This is a genomic window from Rathayibacter sp. AY1C1 (assembly GCF_002932105.1).
Classification (GTDB): Bacteria; Actinomycetota; Actinomycetes; order Actinomycetales; family Microbacteriaceae; genus Rathayibacter.
Map to the genome: position 1 here is coordinate 1 of NZ_PSWH01000001.1, position 13613 is coordinate 13613.

Genomic DNA, 13613 nt, shown 5'->3' on the forward strand with positions numbered 1-13613 from the left:
CGCGGGCGGGGGAGAGGCGGGCGGGCCGCTCGGCCGCGCGGGAGACCGCGATGCCGTCGAGGACTGCGAGGAGAAGCGCCGCGTCGTCGGCGCCGAACGACGCCGCGGGATGCGCGGCGCGCAGCAGCTCCAGGACGACGTCCTCCGTTCGCGACCAGCCTGCGGTGTGGATCGCGCGGATCTCCGGATCGGTGCCGGCGCGGGAGGCGAAGGCGGTCCACACGATCGCATCGGGGACGTCCTCGTCCGCGACGCACGCGATCTCGTCGCAGAAGACGCGCAGCCGCACCTCGGCCGAGGATTCGGCCTCCAGGCGGCTCCGCATCCGCTCGCGGAAGCGCTCCTCGACCCGGGCCATCGCGCCGGCCAGCAGCGCCTGCTTCGTCGGGAAGTGGTGCTGGACGGCCCCCACCGAGACGCCGGCCTCGGCCGCGACGGTGCGGATGCTGAGGTGCTCCGCCCCGCGGGTCGAGAGGACGGCGACGACCGCCGAGAGGATGTCGCTCCTGCTCTCGCGCCGATCCGGCATGGCGTCCCTCTCGTTCGACTGCTCGAGCAGGCTACGCTCTCGGACATGACCAATACGACCGTATTGCCGCCCCGTGCCGAAGCCGGCCGCCGCATCGCGACCCTGGACGTCGTCCGCGGTGTCGCGATCATCGGGACCCTCGGCACGAACATCTGGATCTTCTCCCACCCCTGGGGGATGCTCGGACTGCTCTCCGTTCCGGTGACGCCCGAGACCTCCTCCTCCGCCGGGACTGAGCAGCTCCTGCTGATGGCGCTGGCGCAGGGCAAGTTCCTCGCCCTCCTCTCCCTCGCCTTCGGGGTGGGCCTCGCGATCCAGCACGCCTCCGCGGTCCGGCGCGGGACGCGCTGGCCGGGCCGCTACCTCTGGCGCGCGACGCTCCTCCTCCTGGATGGCGCGGTCAACTACGTGCTGATCGCGGAGTTCGACGTCCTCATGGGATACGCCGTCACCGGAGCGGTCGTCGCCTGGCTGCTGCTCACCCGGCCGACGACGCAGCGCCGCGTGATCCTCGTCTGCGGCGCTCTGCACGTCGTCCTGATCTCGGCGCTCGTGGCGCTCGTGGCGGCGAGCCCGGACGGTGCCGGGCAGGGGCCGGCCGGCCGGAGCCCCTACGCGGACGCGTCGTTCCTCGGCCTCGCCCTCTTCCGGCTGCAGAACGCGGGCGTCTTCCGTGCGGAGCCGGTGCTCATCGGGCTCCTCAGCCTCGCGATGTTCCTCCTCGGCGCGCGCCTCCATCGGGCGGGGGTCCTCGCCGCCGAGGGCGCGTCACTCCGCCGCCGCCTGATGGTCCTCGGCGCCCTCGCCCTCCCCGTCGACCTCGCGCTGGGCATCGGGGGGAGCGCCGCCGGTCTGCTCGCCGAGCGCTACCTCGTCGCGCCCCTGGTCGGGCTCGGCCTGCTCGCGGCCCTCGCCGAGGCCTGCCTCCGCCGGGGCGCCGAGGGCTGGGCGGCACGACGGGCGCGGGAGGTCGGCCGGGTCGCCCTGAGCGCCTACCTCCTGCAGAACCTGCTCGGCGGCGCCCTCTTCTACGGCTGGGGACTCGGGCTGGCGGTGACCGCCGCGCAGTGGCGCGTCCCGGCGACCGTCGGAGCGTTCCTGCTCATCGCGGCGGTCGTCGTGCTCGCGGCGCACCTGTGGCTGCGCCGGTTCGAGCTCGGTCCGGTGGAGTGGCTCTGGAAGCGGGGCGAGCGGATCGGTGTCCGCGCGCCCCGCTGACCGGAGGGGGACCTACGCGAGGAGCTCCGCGACGCCGGTGCGCAGGGCGGCGAGGCGGGACGAGACGGCCGACCGGCGGGCGTCGGCGTCGGAGTCGTGCGACCAGGCGTCGAGGTAGAGCTTGACCTTCGGCTCCGTGCCGCTCGGGCGCGCGATGAGACGGGCACCGTCCAGGGAGAAGCGGAGCGCGTCGGTCGGGGGCAGCGCGCCGCCCTCGGCGAACAGGTCCTCGCTCCGCTCGACGGCGAGCCCGCCGATCGCGGTTGGAGGCGTCGCGCGCAGTCCGGCCATGATCCGGCCGATCTCGGAGAGGTCGGTGACGCGGAGCGAGATCTGCTCCGATCCGAAGAGCCCGAACCGCTCGGCGAACGACTCCAGCTCGTCGTCGATCGTGCGCTCCTCGGCGGCGAGCGCGCTCGCGAGGGAGAGGAAGGCGAGCGCGGCCGAGACGCCGTCCTTGTCGCGGACCGTCCCGGGGTTCACCAGGTAGCCGAGTGCCTCCTCGTAGCCGAAGACGAGGTCGGGGACGCGCGAGATCCACTTGAAGCCCGTGAGCGTCTCGGCGAAGTCGAGGCCGTAGTCGGCCGCCACGGCACCGAGGGCGGGGGAGGACACGATCGAGCAGGCGAGCGCTCCTCCGGTGCGGCCCTCGCGGCGGACCTGCTCGGCGGCGCGCCAGCCGAGCAGCGCTCCGACCTCGTTGCCGGTGAGGCGCCGGAAGCCCTCCGGGGCGGAGGCGTCGGGCACGGCGGCGGCGAAGCGGTCGGCGTCCGGGTCGTTGGCCACGATCAGCTGCGCGCGACCGGAGCGCGCGGTCGAGAATGCGAGGTCGAGGGCGCCCGCCTCCTCCGGGTTGGGGAACGCGACCGTGGGGAACGCCGCGTCGGGCTCGATCTGCTCGACCACGACGGCCGGCTCGTCGAATCCCGCCGCGGAGAGCACCCGGTGCGCCGTCTCCCAGCCGACCCCGTGCATCGCCGTGTAGACGATGCGCAGCGGAGCGGACTGGCGGCCGACGGCTGCCGTCGCCTCGATGTAGGCGGCGACCACGGACTCGTCCGCGAGCCGGTACTCGCCGCGCGGCAGCTCCGGAACGCGCCGGTCCCGCGCGACCGCGAGGATCCGCTCGGCGATCTCGGAGTCGACCGGCGGCACGATCTGCGAGCCCTCGTCGGCGCCGCCGAGGTACACCTTGTAGCCGTTGTCCTGCGGCGGGTTGTGGCTCGCCGTGACCATCACTCCGGCGTCGGCGCCGAGGTGGCGCACGGCGAAGGCCAGCACGGGGGTGGGCAGGAGCCGGGGCAGCAGCACCGCGTCCACGCCGGCGCCCGCCATCAGCGCGGCGGAGTCCTCGGCGAAGACGCGCGAGTTCTTCCGGCCGTCGTAGCCGATCACGACCACGGGCCGCTGGACGCCCTGCGCCAGCAGGAAGTCGGCCAGGCCCACGGCGGCCTGCGAGACCAGCACGCGGTTCATCCGGTTGGATCCCGCCGCGATGGCGCCGCGCAGGCCCGCGGTGCCGAACGCCAGGCGGGCGCCGAAGCGGTCCTCGAGCTCGGCGCGGGCGGAGGCGTCCCCCGAGTCGGAGGCGGTCAGCAGGCCGACCAGCTCCTCCCGCGTCTCCGGGTCGGGGTCCTGGGCGAGCCAGGCCTCGGCGAGCTCCCGGACGTCGGCGCTCACAGGGCGCCCGTGATCCCGGCGAGCAGGCGGGCGAGGTCGTCCTCGGCGTCGCGGCCGGCCTCGAGCACCTCCTCGTGGCTGAGGGGGGTCTTCTGGATGCCGGCGGCGAGGTTCGTGATGAGCGACATGCCCAGCACCTCCATGCCCGCCTCGCGCGCGGCGATGGCCTCGAGGGCGGTCGACATGCCGACGATGTGGCCGCCGATGATCCTCGCCATCTGCACCTCGGCCGGGCTCTCGTAGTGCGGCCCGCGGAACTGCACGTACACGCCCTCGTCCAGCTCAGGACGCGTCCCCCGGGCGAGGTCGCGCAGGCGCGAGGAGTAGAGGTCGGTGAGGTCGACGAACGTCGCGCCCTCGAGCGGCGAGTCGGCGGTGAGGTTGATGTGGTCGCTGATCAGCACGGGGGTCCCGGGCGTCCAGTGCTCCTTGATGCCGCCCGCGCCGTTGGTGAGGATCATCACCGTCGCGCCCGTCGCGGCGGCGGTGCGGACGCTGTGCGCGACGCGGCGCACGCCGTAGCCCTCGTAGTAGTGGGTGCGGGCGCCGATGATCAGCGCGCGCCTGCCGGTGGGGAGCAGGACGGAGCGCAGGGTGCCGCCGTGCCCGTGCACGGCCGGCTTGGAGAAGCCGAGGATCTCGGTGGCCTCCACCGTCGCGGTCGTCTCGCCGATCGCGTCGGCGGCCTTGCCCCAGCCGCTGCCGAGGGTGAGGGCGATGTCGTGCTTCTCGACCCCTGTCGCCTCGGCGATCTGAGCGGCCGCGCGGGCCGCGATCTCGAAGGGATCGGCGTCGGGGGCGTCGAGGGGGTGCAGGGTCTGGTCGGACATCCTCCCACCCTACCGACGGGCTGCGCGGCGGCGGAGGGCGACTCCCGCGGCCGATCCGACACCCCGCGATTGGGCGAACACTCAGTGAGAGAGGACAATGGGAAGCATGGCTTACGAGTTCGAGCGCGCGCAGAGGATCGCTGTACTCGGAGGGGGGCCGGGCGGCTACGAAGCCGCCATCGCGGGAGCGCAGCTCGGCGCTGAGGTCACCCTGGTCGAGCGGGTCGGAGTGGGCGGCTCGGCCGTCATCACCGACGTCGTCCCGTCGAAGTCGCTCATCGCGACAGCGGAGGCCACCAACGCCATCGGCGAGGCCGCCGACCTGGGCGTGCAGTTCTTCACCCGCTCGGAGCTGAACAAGCCGGTGCGCCCGGACGTGGCGGTCAACCTGGCGACGGTGAACAAGCGCCTGCTCGGCCTCGCGCGCCAGCAGTCCGAGGACATGCGCGCGAACCTGGTGCACCACGGCGTGCGCATCGTCCAGGGGGACGGGCGCCTGGACGGCTCGAACGCCCTGATCGTCTCGACGGCGGCCGGCGGCGAGGGCATGGACTTCGACCGCATCGAGGCGGACACGATCGTGGTCTCGGTGGGCGCCAGCCCGCGTGTGCTCCCGACCGCGGCACCCGACGGCGAGCGCATCCTCAGCTGGACCCAGCTCTACAACCTCAAGTCGGTCCCCGAGCACCTGATCGTGGTGGGCTCCGGCGTGACCGGCGCGGAGTTCGCCTCCGCCTACCGTGCGCTCGGCGCCCGCGTGACCCTCATCTCCTCCCGCGACCAGGTGCTGCCCGGCGAGGACGCCGACGCGGCCGCCGTGATCGAGAACGTCTTCAAGCGCAACGGCATGGTCGTGCTCTCGAAGTCGCGCGCCGACCGCGTCGAGCGGACCGAGAAGGGCGTGCAGGCCGTGCTCTCGGACGGACGTGTCGTCGAGGGCTCGCACTGCCTGATGGCCGTCGGCTCCGTGCCGAACACGGCGGGCATCGGCCTCGAGGACGCGGGGGTGCAGCTGACGGAGTCGGGGCACATCCGCGTCAACCGCGTCGCCCGCACCAGCGTCCCCTCGATCTACGCGGCCGGGGACTGCACCACGTTCCTCCCGCTCGCCTCCGTCGCCGCCATGCAGGGCCGCACCGGCGTGTTCCACGCGATGGGCGACGCCGTGAACCCGACCGAGGTGCGCAACGTCGCGGCGAACATCTTCACGCAGCCCGAGATCGCGACCGTCGGGTGGAGCCAGCGCGAGATCGAGGAGGGCATCGCGCAGGGCGAGATCTACAAGCTCCCGCTCGCCGCGAACCCGCGGGCGAAGATGATGGGCATCCGCGACGGCTTCGTCAAGCTGTTCGCGCGCACCGGCTCCGGCACCGTCATCGGAGGCGTCATCGTCGCTCCGAAGGCGAGCGAGCTGATCTTCCCGCTCGCCCTCGCCGTGGAGCACCGCCTGACCGTCGACCAGGTCGCGCGGGCCTTCACCGTCTACCCGAGCCTCACCGGCTCGATCTCGGACGCCGCGCGCGCCATGCACATCGTCACCTGACGCGCCACTCCGCCGGGCCGCGCGGGGTGCGGCCCTTCATCGGCAGAGCGCACGACCGGGAATCGCGTGCGAAGCGATTGACGGCAGCGCGACGCGACCCGCTCGGCGGTACCCCTCACGTCGAGGAGCCGACCGCGCCGGGCCGCGCGGGGAGCGGCCCGGAACGGGCTCAGACGATCTGGAGGAGCACGTGTCCCGCGGGGACGGTCGCTCCGGCCGTCGCGTCGAGGCCCTTCACGACGCCGTCCTTGTGGGCGGTGAGCGGCTGCTCCATCTTCATCGCCTCGAGGACGACGACCAGGTCGCCGGTGACGACCGTGTCGCCCTCGGCGACGGCGACCTTGACGATGGTGGCCTGCATGGGCGAGGCGACGGAGTCGCCCGTGACGGTGCTGACGGAGGAGGAGCCACGGCGCTTCGGGGAGGCGGCAGCGGCCCCGCGGGCGGGTCCCGAGCCGACCAGGTCGCCGGGGAGAGTGACCTCGACGCGGCGCCCGTCGACCTCGACGACCACGTTCCGGCGGGCCGCCGGCTCGTCGGTCGCTCCGGGCTCGCCGCTCCAGGCCGGGATCGTGTTCTCGAACTCGGTCTCGATCCAGCGGGTGTAGATCGTGAAGGGCACGCCGCCCTCGGGGGCGAAGGCCGGGTCCTCGACGATCACGCGGTGGAAGGGGAGGACGGTCGGCAGTCCGGTGACCTCGAACTCGGCGAGGGCGCGGCGCGAGCGCTCCAGCGCCTGCTCGCGGCTGTCGCCGGTGACGATCAGCTTCGCGAGGAGCGAGTCGAAGGAGCCGGAGATCACGTCGCCGGCGACGACGCCGGAGTCGACGCGGACGCCGGGTCCGCCGGGGGCCTTGAAGACGTGCACCGGGCCCGGAGCGGGGAGGAAGCCGCGGCCCGCGTCCTCGCCGTTGATGCGGAACTCGAAGGAGTGGCCGCGGGGCTCCGGGTCGTCGTAGTCGAGCACGCCGCCCTCGGCGAGGCGGAACTGCTCGCGCACGAGGTCGATGCCGGTGATCTCCTCCGACACGGGGTGCTCGACCTGGAGGCGGGTGTTCACCTCGAGGAAGGACACCGTGCCGTCCTTGCCGATCAGGAACTCGCAGGTCCCGGCGCCGAGGTAGCCGACCTCCTGCAGGATCGCCTTCGAGGCGCGGTAGAGCTCGGTGTTCTGCGCATCCGTCAGGAACGGCGCGGGCGCCTCCTCGACGAGCTTCTGGTGGCGGCGCTGGAGGGAGCAGTCGCGGGTGGAGACCACGACGACGTTGCCGTGCGCGTCGGCCAGGCACTGGGTCTCGACGTGGCGCGGCTGGTCGAGGTACTTCTCGACGAAGCACTCGCCGCGGCCGAAGGCGGCGACGGCCTCGCGCGTGGCGGAGGCGAACAGCTCCTCGACCTCGCCGCGCTCGCGGGCGACCTTGAGGCCGCGACCGCCGCCGCCGAAGGCCGCCTTGATCGCGACGGGGAGGCCGTACTGGTCCACGAACTCGAGCACCTCGGCGGCGCCGGAGACGGGGTTGAGGGTTCCCGGGGCCAGCGGCGCGCCGACCTTCTCGGCGACGTGGCGGGCCGAGACCTTGTCGCCGAGGCGCTCGATGGCCTCGGGGCCGGGGCCGATCCAGATCAGGCCGGCGTCGATGACGGCGCGGGCGAAGTCGGCGTTCTCGGCGAGGAAGCCGTAGCCGGGGTGCACGGCGTCGGCACCGGAGCGGCGGGCCACCGAGAGCAGCTTGTCGATGACGAGGTAGGTCTCGGCGCTGGTCGTCCCGCCGAGGGCGTAGGCCTCGTCGGCGAGGCGGCTGTGCACGGCGTCGCGGTCCTGGTCGGCGTAGACGGCCACGGAGGCGATCCCGCTGTCGCGGGCGGCGCGGATGACTCGGACGGCGATCTCGCCCCGGTTGGCGACGAGCACCTTCGTAATCTTCGGCATGGTCCCCAACCCTAGGGGGCGGCTCCGCCCGGCCCGGCGCGGCTCACCACAAAGAAGCGGAGGGCCTTCGTCGGTTCCTCACAAGGGCGGGACGGGCCTCAGCGGTTCCAGAGCGCGGTCCAGTCGACGCCGAGGCTCCGCACCAGCGTGCGGAGGGTCGGCACCGACATCCCGATCACCGTCGAGGGGTCGCCCTCGATCGCGGTGATGAAGCCGGCGCCGCGGCCGTCGATGGTGAAGGCGCCGGCCACCTCGAGGGGCTCGCCGGTGGCGACGTAGGCGTCGATCTCGGCGTCGTCGATGTCGTCGGAGAACGTGACGGCGGCGGAGGTGACCGCTCCGGCCTCGGCGACGATCCTCCCGCCACGGTGGTCGACGAGCCAGTGGCCGGAGTGGAGGCGGCCGGTGCGACCGCGCTGGGCGCGCCAGCGCTCCCGGGCCCGCTCCGGCTCGTGCGGCTTGCCGTGGACGACCCCGTCGAGGACGAACGCGGAGTCGCCGCCGAGCACCAGACCGTCGATGTCCGGGCGCAGGACGGCGTGCGCCTTGGCGCGGGCGAGCAGCGAGACGGTGGCGTCCGCGTCCAGTGCCGCGCCCCGCTCCTGCTCGGCCCGGGCGACGGCCGCGGGCTCGTCCACCTCGGAGGGGACGACGACGGGCTCGATCCCGGAGGCCCGCAGCAGCGCGAGGCGCGCGGGGGAGGTGGAGGCGAGGTAGAGGCGCACGAGGGCTCCCTGCGGCCGGGCCCACGCTGTGGGATGCTCGACGGATGGCACAGACCCCGTCCCGAGCATCCGCCCGCCCCGACGGGGCCGACGACGCACTCGGGACCGAGATCGAGCTCGACATTAGCAACGTCGCCCACGGCGGCGTGTTCGTCGCCCGGCACGAGGGCCGCGTCGTCTTCGTCCCGGACGTCCTCCCCGGCGAGCGCGTGCGGGCGCGGATCAGCGAGGTCCGGCACGACAGCTTCTGGCGTGCCGAGGCGCTCGAGGTGCTCGAGGCGTCCGAGCACCGGGTGGAGCACGTCTGGCCCGAGGCCGCCCTCGACCGCCGCCCGGGGGAGCGCGTCGGCGGCGCCGAGCTCGGCCACGCCGACCTGGCCTACCAGCGCGAGCTGAAGCGCCTCGTGCTCGTCGACTCCTTCTCCCGCTTCGCCCGTCGCGAGGTCGAGGTGGAGGTCTCGCCGATCGGCGGGGACGACGCGTCCGGCGGCCTCGGCTGGCGCACGCGGAACCGCCTCCACGTCGACGACGACGGACGGGTCGGCCCCTACGCGGCACGCAGCCACCACGTCGTCACCGTGGAGTCGCTGCCCCTCGCGACCGCCGACTCCTCCCTGGCCGCACCGCTCGGCGAGCGCCTCGCTCCCGGCTCGGTGGTCGACCTCGTCGACGCGGCCGGATCCGAGGGGGCCGCGGTGCTCGTGCACGACCCCTCCGACAAGCGCGCCCGCCGCGACCGCACGGTGGTGAGCGAGTTCGTCGCCGACCGCACCTTCCGGGTCGACCGCACCGGCTTCTGGCAGGTGCACCGCGGAGCCGCCGCCGCGCTCTTCGAGGCCGTGCAGGCCGCCGTCGACGCGGATGCGGCGGACCCGTCGGCCGCCAACCACGACCTCTACGGCGGGGTGGGCCTGCTCGCCGCGGCGCTGGCCGACCGCCTCGGCGCCGGAGTGCGCGTGACCAGCGTCGAGAGCGACTCCCGCGCCACCGAGCACGCGCTCGAGAACCTGGCCGACCAGGTCGGCGCCCGCGCGGTGACCGCCCGCGTCGACCGCTACCTCCGCGACGTCGTCGCCCAGGCCGATGCGCGCGAGCGGGCGCGGTGGCGCGCGGCGACCGTGGTCCTCGACCCGCCGCGCTCGGGCGCCGGCCGAGCGGTCACCGACGCTCTGGCGGAGCTGCGGCCGGCGCAGCTCGTCTACGTCGCCTGCGACCCGGTCGCGCTCGCCCGCGACGTGGGCGCCCTGACCGGGGCGGGTTACGAGCTGGAGCGCCTCGAGGGCTTCGACCTCTTCCCGCACACCTCCCACGTGGAGGCCGTTGCGCGACTGGTCCGCCGAGAGGACTGACCGCGGGCCCGCGTCTGCGTACCATGGGCGGGATGGAGCCCCACGTCGACGCAGCCGAGGCCCCGCGCGTGCGCGTGGCGATCGTGGACGACCACGAGTCGGTGCGCCTGGGCGTGGCCGCCGCCGTCGAGAGCGCGGGGATGCAGGTGGTCGCCGCCGCCGAGACCGTCCAGGCCCTCGAGAGCACGATCGGCGGCGCGGAGATCGAGGTGCTCGTCCTCGACCTGTCCCTGAACGACGGCTCGAGCATCACCAGCAACGTCAAGTGGGGGCAGGTGCGCGGCTCCGCCGTCCTCGTCCACAGCATCGCGGACCGTGTCGTGGCCGTGCGGGAGGCGCTCGCCGCGGGAGCGGCCGGCGTCATCCCGAAGTCCTCGCCCATGTCGACGGTCGTCGCCGCCATCCGCACGGTCGCCCGCGGCGAGGTCCTCAACAATCTGGAGTGGGCCTCGGCCATCGACGCCGACGACGACTTCGCGCGGGCCGTGCTCGGCCGTCGCGAGCGCGACGTCCTGCACCTCTACGCCTCGGGGCTGCCGCTGAAGCTGGTGGCCGAGCGGCTGCAGATCTCGGTGTCGACGGCGAAGGAGTACCTCGACCGGATCCGCGACAAGTACGTCGAGATCGGCCGTCCCGCCCCGACGAAGGTCGATCTGCTGCGGCGCGCGGTGGAGGACGGCATCCTGCCGGGCATCGACCCGGACGACGGCGATGGCGGGCGCTGAGGCGCCGATCGCCCGCCGCAACGCCGGGCGCGAGCGCATCGACCGGATCATCAGCACGGTCGTGTCGTTCTTCGGCTTCGGCTTCGGCGTGCAGACCGTCCCGCCGATCCTCGCGCAGCTGCCCCTCCTGCGCCCCGAGGTGGCCTGGCCGGTGCTGGTGCTGGTCTTCGGATCGCTCACCGCCGCCGTGGTCACCGCCGTGCTGCGGCGGGGCACGCGGATCACGGCGGTCCTGGTCGCCGTCGGTGTCCTCATCGCCCTCCTGACCTGGCCGGCCGCCGTCGCCACCGGGGGCGCGGACCGCGAGACCCCGTGGATCTGGTACCTGCTGACCATCGGCACCGCCTTCTGCACGATCGCCGCTCCCCTCCGGATCGCGATCGCGTACGTGTCGGTGACGACCATGCTGTTCGGGCTGCTGCGCGTCCTCCCCTCCGGCGGCGGGGCGGAGCCGACCCGCGCGATCCTCGACGCCGCCTACGTGGGCATCGTCGGCTTCGTGATGCTGGTGCTGATCACCGTGCTCCGGCAGTCGGCCGACGAGATCGACCGTGCGCAGACGACGGCCATGGAGCAGTACGAGGCGGCGATGCGCCAGCACGCCGGCGAGGTGGAGCGGGTCGAGGTCGACGCCCTGGTGCACGACAACGTGCTCGCGACGCTGCTCTCCGCCGCCTCAGCCGAGTCGCCGGCCGAGCGCGCGCTGGTCTCCTCGATGGCGCAGCGCACCCTCGCCGTGCTGCTGCCCGACCACGAGCCGGAGCCGCCCGAGGGGCTGGTCCCGCTCGAGCTCCTGCAGCGCCAGCTCGCCCACGCGGCGTCCACCTTCGGGACCGAGATCGCAGTCGCGACGGCCGATGGAGTGGATCCGCGCGCGACGACGCTGCCGCGCCCGGTGGCCGAGGCGCTGCTCGGCGCGGTCTGGCAGGCGCTCGCCAACAGCGTCCAGCACGCGGGTCCGAGCGGCAGCGTCCACCGCGCCGTGCACGGGCTGCTGGGCGACGGCGCGGTGGAGGTCGTGGTGGAGGACGACGGCCGCGGCTTCCGGCTCGCCGACGTCCCGCGCGAGCGGCTGGGCATCCGGCTCTCCATCCTCGAGCGGGTGCACAACGCGCGGGGATCGGCGCGGGTCGACTCGACTCCGGGCGAGGGCACCCGAGTCGTCCTCTCCTGGCGGGCGGACGCGGGAGGAGGGCCGTGATCGCCTACCCGCGCCCCCTGCTCCAGGCGCTCGGCGCCGGCTTCTCGCTGTACCACGTGGTGCTCGCCTTCTTCTCCTTCCGCATCTCCCCGGCCACGCCGGCAGACCTCGTCGCGGTCGCGCTGTACGTCGCGGCGACCGTCGTCGCCCTCTGGCCCGGAGCGACGACCCGGCTCGCCCTGCCCGTCGCGGTCGGGATGACCGCGGTCGCCGTCGCTCTGCCGCTGCTGGTCGCGCCGTCGCTCGATCCGGGCGCCTCCAACGGCTACTCCACCTGGTACATCGCCGCGGTCGGCACCCTCATGACGATCGTGTGCGCCCGCCGGCGCGCGGCCTGCGCCTGGGTCGGCGTCGGCTTCCTGATCGTGCACACCGTGTTCTGGGCCGGCCCGGCCGCGCTGGCCACTCTCGGCGTCGTCGGGGGGATCGCCTGGGTCGCGATCGCGCAGCTGCTCATCGTCGAGCTCGGGCGCGCGGGCTCCGAGGCGCGCGTGCTCGAGGCGGCCGAGCGCGCGGCCGCGTCGTGGCGGGCCGCGGAGGAGGCGCACCTCACGGAGCGCGAGGTCCGGCTGGAGCAGACCCGTGCCCTCGCCGCCGACATGCTGCTGCGCATCGCCGAGCCGGGACCGGGCCTCACCGACGAGGAGCGGCGCGAGTGCCGGCTGCTCGAGGCGGCCGTGCGCGATGAGATCCGCGGCCGGCGGCTGCTGGACGACGAGGTGCGGCGTCTCGTGCTTGACGCGCGGCGGCGGGGGGTGACCGTGTCGGTGCTCGACGACGGCGGCCTCGACCGCACCTCCGAGGGCGAGAGCCGACGGGTGCTGGAGGAGCTCGCCCAGGCTCTGAGCGGGATCCGCGAGGAGGTCGACCGCGTGGTGGTGCGCACCGCGTCGGCCGACTCGGCCTCGGCGGTCACAGTGGTGGGCCTGCGGACGGCCGGCGACGGCAGCGCGGGCGCCCTCGGCTCCGACGACGCGGGGGACGAGGTCGACGCCTGGGTCGAGATCCGGCGCGACGGCGTCGGCGGACGGGACGTCTGAGCGGCGGAGCGCGCGCGGGACGGCGCGGCCGTCCGCCTGCGCAGCGACCGGCGGCGACCCGCCCCGGAGGGCGTGCGGATGTCGGATCGGTGCCGCGGTCGGTACGCTCCGGCTCTCAGCACGGCTCAGGTCCTGGCGCACCCGGTCTCTCGGCGCGGACCGATCGTCGGCGCGGCACGAGCGTGAGCAGAGCCGTCATGGGCAGAGCCCGTTGAGCGCAGAGCGCGTCAGGACGAAAGCCCGTTAACGGAGTGCGGCGGGCCGTCCACTCCTCCGAAGAGGGGGCCCGGCCCGCCGTCAAACCCCGAGTGAGGGTAACAACCCGAATATTACCCTCACTCGCCCCCAACACACCCGCCTGCTTACCCTGGTCGGCGAGTGATTGGCGGTGCCCCTTCCGAAGGAGGAGCACCGTACGTCCACTAGTGTGCTCGCTCCGCCAGGAGGCGCATAGTCAGCACTTTAGGGGACTAATCGGGGGACAAATTTCACGTTCCGCGTCGCGGATCGCTCGTTCCCCGACGGGCTGCGTCTGCGAGTCCGCTCAGCCGGAGAAGGAGCGCCATGCTCCCGGTGCCGGCCGCAGCGGCCCGCGGACCGCCGCGGCGCGGTCGTTCCAGCCCCCGCTGAGCTCCTGCGGGGTCTCCGGCTCGGCCTCGGTGCGAGAGGTCAGTGCGGTGACGACGGCCGTGACGGCGGCGATCTCCGCGGCGTCGAGGCCGGAGGTGGAGATGACGACGGCGGGTGCGGAGTCGGAGGCGGTCATCCCGTGACGCTATCGCATGCCGTTCACGGCGCCGGTCGGCGGGGCATGGCTATGCTGACGCCGGATGCCGCCGGAGC

12 protein-coding genes are annotated in these 13613 nt (G+C 74.0%); 6 read left to right on the top strand and 6 right to left on the bottom strand.

Features of this window, described 5'->3' with window-relative positions; translation table 11 throughout:
• Positions 1-529 (bottom strand): TetR/AcrR family transcriptional regulator (locus C5C71_RS00005; protein ID WP_104336883.1); only part of this gene is annotated, 529 nt, incomplete at its 3' end.
• 45 nt (positions 530-574) lie between these two features.
• Here C5C71_RS00005 and C5C71_RS00010 point away from each other — a divergent pair.
• On the top strand, positions 575-1747 hold the full coding sequence (locus C5C71_RS00010; RefSeq protein WP_104336884.1) for a DUF418 domain-containing protein: 1173 nt from the start codon (positions 575-577) through the stop codon (positions 1745-1747).
• Positions 1748-1759: 12 nt separating this feature from the next.
• On the opposite strand, the gene C5C71_RS00015 is transcribed toward C5C71_RS00010, so the two are convergent.
• Together C5C71_RS00015 and C5C71_RS00020 are read right to left on the bottom strand one after the other, a co-directional pair.
• A complete protein-coding gene (locus C5C71_RS00015; RefSeq protein ID WP_104336885.1) occupies positions 1760-3427 on the bottom strand; it encodes a phospho-sugar mutase in 1668 nt (555 codons plus the stop codon).
• Positions 3424-4257: a purine-nucleoside phosphorylase gene (locus C5C71_RS00020; protein ID WP_104232831.1), complete on the bottom strand. Its 834-nt coding sequence runs from the start codon at positions 4255-4257 to the stop codon at positions 3424-3426. The genes C5C71_RS00015 and C5C71_RS00020 overlap by 4 nt, the downstream gene beginning before the upstream one ends.
• Positions 4258-4363: 106 nt before the next feature.
• Here C5C71_RS00020 and C5C71_RS00025 point away from each other — a divergent pair, with 106 nt between their 5' ends.
• Positions 4364-5800, top strand: a complete 1437-nt coding sequence (locus C5C71_RS00025; RefSeq protein WP_104225458.1) for an NAD(P)H-quinone dehydrogenase — start codon at positions 4364-4366, stop codon at positions 5798-5800.
• Positions 5801-5969: 169 nt separating this feature from the next.
• Here C5C71_RS00025 and C5C71_RS00030 read toward each other — a convergent pair whose 3' ends face one another.
• A complete protein-coding gene (locus tag C5C71_RS00030; RefSeq protein ID WP_104336886.1) occupies positions 5970-7730 on the bottom strand; it encodes a biotin carboxylase N-terminal domain-containing protein in 1761 nt (586 codons plus the stop codon).
• A 98-nt stretch (positions 7731-7828) separates the two neighbouring features.
• Positions 7829-8455: a nucleoside triphosphate pyrophosphatase gene (locus C5C71_RS00035; protein ID WP_181065608.1), complete on the bottom strand. Its 627-nt coding sequence runs from the start codon at positions 8453-8455 to the stop codon at positions 7829-7831.
• Between the two features lie 44 nt (positions 8456-8499).
• Here C5C71_RS00035 and C5C71_RS00040 point away from each other — a divergent pair, with 44 nt between their 5' ends.
• Genes C5C71_RS00040 through C5C71_RS00055 form a run of 4 tightly spaced genes read left to right on the top strand, consistent with a single transcriptional unit; the run spans position 8500 to position 12770 of the window.
• A complete protein-coding gene (locus tag C5C71_RS00040; RefSeq protein WP_146080877.1) occupies positions 8500-9804 on the top strand; it encodes a class I SAM-dependent RNA methyltransferase in 1305 nt (434 codons plus the stop codon).
• A 23-nt stretch (positions 9805-9827) separates the two neighbouring features.
• Positions 9828-10529: a response regulator transcription factor gene (locus tag C5C71_RS00045; RefSeq protein WP_104223169.1), complete on the top strand. Its 702-nt coding sequence runs from the start codon at positions 9828-9830 to the stop codon at positions 10527-10529.
• On the top strand, positions 10516-11730 hold the full coding sequence (locus tag C5C71_RS00050) for a sensor histidine kinase (RefSeq protein ID WP_104266833.1): 1215 nt from the start codon (positions 10516-10518) through the stop codon (positions 11728-11730). Before C5C71_RS00045 ends, C5C71_RS00050 begins: the two co-directional genes overlap by 14 nt.
• The gene (locus C5C71_RS00055; protein ID WP_104336887.1) at positions 11727-12770 is read left to right on the top strand and encodes a hypothetical protein; all 1044 of its coding nucleotides are present in this window, start codon (positions 11727-11729) and stop codon (positions 12768-12770) included. The genes C5C71_RS00050 and C5C71_RS00055 overlap by 4 nt, the downstream gene beginning before the upstream one ends.
• Positions 12771-13314: 544 nt before the next feature.
• Here the strand turns inward: C5C71_RS00055 and C5C71_RS00060 are convergent.
• The gene (locus C5C71_RS00060; RefSeq protein WP_104256322.1) at positions 13315-13536 is read right to left on the bottom strand and encodes an acyl-CoA carboxylase subunit epsilon; all 222 of its coding nucleotides are present in this window, start codon (positions 13534-13536) and stop codon (positions 13315-13317) included.
• Positions 13537-13613: the final 77 nt, after the last annotated feature.

Excerpts from the sequence above, each read along its gene's own strand:
- C5C71_RS00040 (WP_146080877.1), top strand. The coding sequence starts at position 8,500 with ATGGCACAGACCCCGTCCCGAGCATCCGCCCGCCCCGACGGGGCCGAC.
- C5C71_RS00010 (WP_104336884.1), top strand. The coding sequence starts at position 575 with ATGACCAATACGACCGTATTGCCGCCCCGTGCCGAAGCCGGCCGCCGC.
- C5C71_RS00030 (WP_104336886.1), bottom strand. The coding sequence starts at position 7,730 with ATGCCGAAGATTACGAAGGTGCTCGTCGCCAACCGGGGCGAGATCGCC.
- C5C71_RS00050 (WP_104266833.1), top strand. The coding sequence starts at position 10,516 with ATGGCGGGCGCTGAGGCGCCGATCGCCCGCCGCAACGCCGGGCGCGAG.
- C5C71_RS00020 (WP_104232831.1), bottom strand. The coding sequence starts at position 4,257 with ATGTCCGACCAGACCCTGCACCCCCTCGACGCCCCCGACGCCGATCCC.
- C5C71_RS00025 (WP_104225458.1), top strand. The coding sequence starts at position 4,364 with ATGGCTTACGAGTTCGAGCGCGCGCAGAGGATCGCTGTACTCGGAGGG.
- C5C71_RS00045 (WP_104223169.1), top strand. The coding sequence starts at position 9,828 with ATGGGCGGGATGGAGCCCCACGTCGACGCAGCCGAGGCCCCGCGCGTG.
- C5C71_RS00060 (WP_104256322.1), bottom strand. The coding sequence starts at position 13,536 with ATGACCGCCTCCGACTCCGCACCCGCCGTCGTCATCTCCACCTCCGGC.